Origin of the sequence: Bacillus sp. AY2-1 (genome assembly GCF_008368965.1) — a bacterium.
Lineage (GTDB): Bacteria > Bacillota > Bacilli > Bacillales > Bacillaceae_G > Bacillus_A > Bacillus_A thuringiensis_S.
Genome location: NZ_QPEL01000044.1, coordinates 1 through 6909 on the forward strand (window position 1 = coordinate 1; position 6909 = coordinate 6909).

Genomic DNA, 6909 nt, shown 5'->3' on the forward strand with positions numbered 1-6909 from the left:
TTACGATATAAAGGAATAATATGAATTTGACGTAACAAAGTATCCTCAAGATCGCGTAACAGTGTAACTCTTTTCTCTAATTCTTCTTGTTTAAAATAAGGAGACAACTTTTCATGAAAGTCCATGCTGCTTTGTCCATGAATAAAACTATTTTTTGTAAGAAACATATATAATAGACTATCTTCTATTCGTTCACTTATTGTGGCACTATCATGCATCATATCGGCCTTTTGTATCGTACTTACTTCCAATAGCTCTTCTATGTCAAGAAAATTATTTTCTACACGAATCCCGTACTTCACACACTCTTTTTGTATCCATTGTGCATCTTCAACATGATCTCGTCCTGTAAATGTGTAGAGTTGTAGCACTTCATTATGATAAGTACTCCTTTTAATTAAACTTTCTACATCTTCCTCAATCTCTACAATGCTTTCACCTGCTAATATTAGTTTCTGTGCCACTTCTCCACGTTCTCCGCCGAGTTCTTGAACGATTGTATAACCATGAATGATTTTATATAATGCTTTCCGAAATAACTCATCTTGCATTGGTCCTTCTTTCGTATGATTACATGTTATATATGTCACGTTCGACTCAAGCCGAGACAATTCTTTATTATGTTTTTCTTTATCTTTATACTGCGCCTTTACTAAAACATCGTATGTACTTACATCTTGTTCTACATTCCACAACTCAACACGATCTAAAAAAGGTCTTTCACGAAAATATAAAGGATGACCTTCTAAAATGAACAAATTTTCATTACTTTTATATAATTGAAAAGGCCCTGTTCCAATTAGCTCTCCTGCTTCATCTTTATTCACGATAGAACACTGTTCTGCACTTAGCATATGTAAAAACATTCGATTTTCCGTATGTAATTGAATTTCGACAACGTAGTCATCCACTGAACGAATACTTTCAACGTGTTGTAACATCCATGCGTGTGCATTATTTTCCAGCTTCATAAATCGATTCAATGAGTATATAACATCATGTGCAGTAAGTTGTTTTCCATTATGAAAGTGAACTCCTTTTCGTAAATAAAACGTCCATATTTTTTCAGCATCATTATATTCCCAGTGAAATGCAAGTCTTGGCTCTATAATGTTTGTATTACCGTCTACATACACGAGTGTATCGAATATATGTTTTACCATATGGCATTCTGAACGCATTGTAGCGTATACAGGATCTAATGTGATATCTAAATTCATTTGTACTTGCAACCGGAGTACATCTCTTCTCCCTTCAGATGTCATTTCAATCTTATGACCAAATATTGAATCCACCCAGGAGTGATATTCTTCCTTTACTAATGGAAAATGTGAGCTATAGCGTTCCACAAATATGCTCCCGCTTTTCACATCCCCTTTTTTCGTTATTTCTTTTCCTCTATCTAAAATTAAAGATATCGGGTCCTTTTGAAATATTAACTTAGAACGATTTCCTCTGCCGCGACCTGGAAACCACTTGATCCAATTTAACTCATCTAATTTTTTTATAATTAATTTACTATTACGCTCTGTACAAAATAATGTTTCAGATATATTTTGCACTGTTACTTCCAATTGTTCTCCCTCTTTTTCCCCTTTTCCATAAGCACTCCATAGTTCAATGTATTGATCTAAAATAAACATCATAATCCCCCTAAAAGGTGAAAAATACTCCCTATTGTTTCTACACTTTTTCCAATTCTTCTTTCATCTTATCATTTCAATATAGAAAGGAGGAATTAATATTGAATTATCTCTTACTTCGTTACAATAAACCTATTTTTATTAGACTGTGTGGTGAATTATTAACCAGAACGACTGAATCTATGTTAGCTATCATTATGATTATTTACGTCAATAAAATGTTAAACGGCAATGTAATAATAACTATGCTGATTTTCGGATTACAGCCACTTTCAGACATTTTATTTACACTTATTGCTGGAGGAATTACTGATAAATATGGCCGGAAAAAGATTATGTTACTCGGCTTATTGCTACAAAGTGTTGCAATCGGTAGTTTCGTTTTCGCTCAATCCGTTTTTATATTTGCACTGTTATATGTCATTAATGGCATTGGCCGTTCCTTATATATTCCGGCTCAACGTGCACAAATTGCTGATTTAACAAAAAAAGAGCAGCAAGCAGAAATTTTTGCTCTCCTACAAACGATGGGAGCAATTGGATCCGTAGTCGGCCCTTTAATCGGTGCAAGTTTTTATAATACTCACCCAGAATATTTATTTATCGTGCAAAGTGTAACCCTTACGATATATGCCGTTGTTGTTTGGACCCAGCTCCCAGAAACCGTTCCACCAATAAGTATGTCAAAACAAACAGTTGAGGCAAGTTCACCAAAGCAATTTGTTTTTAAACATTACGCCATATTCGGTCTTATGTTTTCTACACTTCCTATTAGCTTTTTTTATGCACAAACTGAGACGAATTATCGTATTTTCGCAGAACATGTATTTCTTAATCTCGTATTCATACTCGCATTTATTTCAACATGTAAAGCCATTTTGGAAATCATTCTACAAATCTTCCTCGTAAAATGGTCTGAACGATTTTCTATGGCGAAAATCATCCTTATTTCTTACGCCTGCTATACAATAGCTGCAGTTGGCTTTAGTTATTCAACGACGATATTGTCGTTATTCTTCACCTTACTCTTTTTAGTCATTGGAGAAAGTATTGCTCTAAACCATTTATTACGATTCGTTTCAGAAATTGCACCTCATGATAAACGTGGTTTATATTTTTCAATTTACGGTATACACTGGGATATATCTCGAACGTGTGGACCAGTTATTGGTGCAGTTTTATTAAGTAAGTTAAATGGAAGTATGCTGTTTTATATTTGCGCTAGTTTCTTATTAGTTGGAGGTATTGTACAAGCGTTATTTGTTCAAAATTTGGAACGAAAAAAAATCGCAAACCAGCCTACACATAATTTATAAGTTACTACTTTTTCAGTAGATCAACATTTCTTATTGGATGCATGCAAAAAAACAAAAGTGAAGTATTTCGCATATGAAATGAGACGTTCCTTGTTTACAACTAAAACACCTCACTTCATAAAGAGCGAGGTGTTTTTGAAATCACTTAATTTCTTATCCTGCCATTTTATTAATACTATCCTCTGGTGAAAACACGGAAATATGATCTACATTACCAGTCGATTTTGGAATGACAAATTTTAACTCATACTGGTTATTTACTTTGTATACATATATTTTGTCTCCACCATTCCCTTTAACTGAAGATGGTTTTCCTAACGCTTTTTCAATTTCTTGTAATGTAATCGATTTTAGTTCTGCATGATATGAGCGTACATCAAAAACTTGTGACCCTTTATTAAATCCAAAAACAACATTTTTATTTGTAAAAGTTGCGTACATTCCGTTCCCTGCTTGTTCGGTTTTATTCGCTTTCCCCCATGCTTTTTCTATTTCTTCAATATCCCCTGTATGGGCTCCAAATGGTACATTAGGTACTTTTCCTTCTTTTGCTAATTCAAACAAATCTTTAACGTGGTTAATTGATTTTTGATTAAATGTTCTATTTTTCGAATCTGGCTCAGTTGATGGTTTTGTTGTTTTTTCATTACTTGGTTTTGTTTCAAGATTTTTCTGTTCTTCTGAAGAATTACTTTGTTTATTTTTATTATTTTCCAAGGTTGGATTTGTTTCGTTTTTTTCGTCTGTCTCTTTACATGCGGCTAGCGCAAACATACATGTAAACACCAAAAATAACATAACTATTTTTAAATATATTTTCATCATTTTTACCCCCTATTGCATCTTATTTATTTCGTTAACCAACCCATTACACTACTTTTCAAATTATGTTTGTTCCAAAAAGTCAGTACTTCACTCTCTCAAAAAGCTTGTACAAAATATATTACAAAAGCTGTTTCTAAAAAGTAACCAAGTCTGTTATATCCGAAGTAACTACCTCCTGATAAACGAAACCATTTTCATCTCCTTATTTAACCCTTCTCTTCTCAATGACAATATCCTCTATCTATCACTTAAAACATGTTGTCACAACAGCTCCTTCAAACAGAAAAAAAACCAGTAGGAAGTGATTACTCTTTTCCTACTGGTTGAAATGAAATTAAATGGTAAATCTTAGCTTCTTAAAAAGTGTAGCGATAGTGTTTTTTACAGTTTCAAAATTATAAACAAACGTGTTATCTCCACTTAATGATGAAATACATGTTAAACCTGCAGCTTTAATAAAAGCTTTTACATCTACAAGCATAGAATTAGCCTCCATGAATTTAATTACAATCATTATAACAGGTGTTTTACGATGCTAACATGAAAGTAATAAATAAATTTCTATTATGAATTTATCCTGCTATTTGCCGGGCAGTAAAATCTCCACCTCAAAATTCAGCAGAAGCAAAGAAGTTAGATGGGCAGGGCTGCCCGTAAAAGCCTTATTGGTTCAACTAATAATACACCAATTCAATGTCATATAAAAAAGCTGCCCCAAAAGGACAGCTTCAAATATGTATATTATACTTCGATTGATTTACCATCTTCAACAATATGATAAAGTAAGTGCGCTAAATGATGAATTGGACCGTATTCTTCCTCTTCCTCATCTGTTTCGCCTTGGAATTCAAGATCGTTTAAGTATAGCGCTAAAAATTGATAATATAGTTTTAAATCAAATCCGTAGCACGCAGTTGGTTCTTCATGATCCCCTTCATATTGTAACATTAAGTATTGATCATTTCCTTCTGCATCTTCTGCATCAAAGAATACGAAGAAGCCAACGTTTGTATCTAAATCAAATAAATGACGAGTACCTTTTTCAGTTGCTTTATTGAAGTCCTCTTCACTTAATTTATGTACTGTTGTCGCTTTTGCATTATCTTCTTGATGGAAATTTACTGTAAATGATTTCAATGCTGACACCTCCTGATTGTATAATACTAGCATAACATATAAAAAGGACTGCTTACAAATGTAAACAGTCCTGCTACATTCATTTCCGCATTGCTCGTAGTAAAAAACTCACAATGAAAATCAAAATAACCGCACCAATTAAAGCAGGAATGATTGCAAATCCGCCTATTACAGGACCGAAACTACCAAGTAATTTCGTACCAATCCAAGAACCGATAATACCAGCAATAATATTACCAATTACACCACCTGGTACATCCCTTCCAGTAATTAAGCTTGCAAACCATCCTAATAAACCACCAACGATTAAAGACCAAATCATATAATAACCTCCTTTATATTTAACCAATCAAAATATAATTAGAAACAATTGCTTACCATTAGTTATGTGACATTTTTCATAAGTTATTCATGCTGCTCAACTATAAGACTTTTGAGAATAATACAGACTGATAAACCATTTTTCGGACTAACGATTTATCCGACTTATTATTAACACATTAAGGACAATCTGGCTTCAATATTGTTCGCATAAACTCTTCTTTAAAAGCAGGATAGTTAAAACCAACAGCAATTCTTTGAATCGGCCGACCATCAAACCTTGTTGGTTCAGCTATTTTTCTAAAGTCAGCTACACTTTGGCCCCTAGTCACATCATTTGTCGTACTAATCCACACTGCCGATTTTTTATATTCAAAAATACTATCATTTATAAACGAGACAAACGGTAGTAAATCGTGTATAGGGCTTCCACCAATACCCGGATATTCTTTTTTATAGAAGTTCTCATAATAAAAATCAATCATTGGTTTAATGAGTTTCGCCTGTCCAGTTCCTTGTTTATCTATTATATTGGCCATTTCAGGCGTAATAAGCGCGCCCTGTGTTACATTTAACGGGTATATACTAGCGTTTTTCGCATATTTCATAACAATATTTGCTGCAATTGGATCACCATAAAAATTCGCTTCAGATACTGGTGTAACATTACCTGGAAATAGGAAAGCACCGCCCATTATATAATACGAACAAATACGATCCATTATATTGGGATACAATAAAAATAACGTAGCAAGCGTCGTTAGTCTTCCTGTCGCCACAATTATAATATCTTCTGGACAAGGTTCGATTAATTTGATTAATTCACAAAAATTTTCTCGTTTACAAATTCTCATCTCAGGTGGATTAATAGGACCTAAACCGTGATCCCCATGGATTTCAGGGAAAAACAAAGGTTCTTCAGCTGTCATCGGCCTACTCGCACCTTCAATAATTTTCACATGTGTAGCATAGTACCTTTCTAAAAAATAAACATTTTCCGTAACGATTTCTCGTGATACATTCCCGTACTCTGCAACAATACCTAGAATATCTAATTTACATGTTTTATTTGCATAAATTAACGCTACGGCGTCATCAATACCAAAGTCTCCAAAAAAGATGATTTTCTTATTAACTATTCTCACCCCTCTTCAGCATAATCTACTATTATTATTATGTGAAAAAGACAAGGCGGTGAAACAGCGCAAACTAAAAAAGCCGCCTATTTATTGGCGACTTCAATCTTTTTATAAGACAAATATGCTAGTACATTTTTACTCGAATCGTATTTCGGGTTATTTCCTTTTCTCGGCTCTCTCATATATGTCTTTTCAAATCCAGGAATGTCCGACATTTTCCCCATAAATTCAAGCATTTCTTCCTCAGTACCTTCAATGCGTACACGAATCATTATAACTATTCCTCAATTCTCAGTTTCTCTGTACTAAGTATATCGTACTTCAGAAAGACTGCAACACATTTATCTTTTTAATGTTGTACTTTTTTTACATATAAACATAGCCATTTCAGTATAGAACGAATCTACTTTATTATTTTTAAATTGAATATTAAAATATCCCTTCATTTCGTTTGGTGCTTTCATCATACATTCTGTTAATTTTTCGCGCTTTTGTACAGGGACATTCATCATATTACACCACCAGCCA

8 protein-coding genes and 2 pseudogenes are annotated in these 6909 nt (G+C 33.5%); 1 reads left to right on the forward strand and 9 read right to left on the reverse strand.

Going from position 1 to position 6909, the window contains the following annotated elements; all coding sequences use genetic code 11:
- The coding region (locus tag DN403_RS11995; protein WP_149185492.1) for an ABC transporter substrate-binding protein at nucleotides 1-1643 on the reverse strand (1643 nt) is incomplete at its 3' end.
- Nucleotides 1644-1744: 101 nt separating this feature from the next.
- Between DN403_RS11995 and DN403_RS12000 the strand changes: the two genes are divergently transcribed.
- Entirely contained in the window at nucleotides 1745-2959 is a 1215-nt protein-coding gene (locus tag DN403_RS12000) for an MDR family MFS transporter (protein WP_001108449.1), read from the forward strand.
- 153 nt (nucleotides 2960-3112) lie between these two features.
- Here the strand turns inward: DN403_RS12000 and DN403_RS12005 are convergent, their stop codons facing one another.
- From DN403_RS12005 to DN403_RS12040, 8 genes and pseudogenes are all read right to left on the reverse strand, one after another.
- Nucleotides 3113-3784, reverse strand: a complete 672-nt coding sequence (locus DN403_RS12005; RefSeq protein ID WP_041487904.1) for a YjgB family protein — start codon at nucleotides 3782-3784, stop codon at nucleotides 3113-3115.
- 23 nt (nucleotides 3785-3807) lie between these two features.
- Nucleotides 3808-3978 (reverse strand): annotated as a pseudogene (locus DN403_RS12010) (aminopeptidase); the annotation flags it as partial.
- Between the two features lie 140 nt (nucleotides 3979-4118).
- The gene (locus DN403_RS12015) at nucleotides 4119-4265 is read right to left on the reverse strand and encodes a hypothetical protein (protein ID WP_000959552.1); all 147 of its coding nucleotides are present in this window, start codon (nucleotides 4263-4265) and stop codon (nucleotides 4119-4121) included.
- A gap of 260 nt (nucleotides 4266-4525) precedes the next feature.
- Entirely contained in the window at nucleotides 4526-4921 is a 396-nt protein-coding gene (locus DN403_RS12020; protein ID WP_000834883.1) for a hypothetical protein, read from the reverse strand.
- A gap of 79 nt (nucleotides 4922-5000) precedes the next feature.
- On the reverse strand, nucleotides 5001-5243 hold the full coding sequence (locus DN403_RS12025) for a GlsB/YeaQ/YmgE family stress response membrane protein (RefSeq protein ID WP_000638310.1): 243 nt from the start codon (nucleotides 5241-5243) through the stop codon (nucleotides 5001-5003).
- A 178-nt stretch (nucleotides 5244-5421) separates the two neighbouring features.
- Entirely contained in the window at nucleotides 5422-6387 is a 966-nt protein-coding gene (locus DN403_RS12030; RefSeq protein ID WP_001223689.1) for a nucleoside hydrolase, read from the reverse strand.
- Nucleotides 6388-6464: 77 nt separating this feature from the next.
- Nucleotides 6465-6653 carry a DUF3970 family protein gene (locus DN403_RS12035; protein ID WP_086390601.1) on the reverse strand — a complete coding sequence of 63 codons (189 nt, stop codon included), beginning with the start codon at nucleotides 6651-6653 and terminating at the stop codon, nucleotides 6465-6467.
- Between the two features lie 69 nt (nucleotides 6654-6722).
- A pseudogene (locus DN403_RS12040) lies at nucleotides 6723-6909 on the reverse strand (class I SAM-dependent methyltransferase); the annotation flags it as partial.

Coding starts and splice junctions, on each gene's coding strand:
- DN403_RS12005 (WP_041487904.1), bottom strand. CDS start 3,784: ATGATGAAAATATATTTAAAAATAGTTATGTTATTTTTGGTGTTTACA.
- DN403_RS12015 (WP_000959552.1), bottom strand. CDS start 4,265: ATGCTTGTAGATGTAAAAGCTTTTATTAAAGCTGCAGGTTTAACATGT.
- DN403_RS12025 (WP_000638310.1), bottom strand. CDS start 5,243: ATGATTTGGTCTTTAATCGTTGGTGGTTTATTAGGATGGTTTGCAAGC.
- DN403_RS12035 (WP_086390601.1), bottom strand. CDS start 6,653: ATGATTCGTGTACGCATTGAAGGTACTGAGGAAGAAATGCTTGAATTT.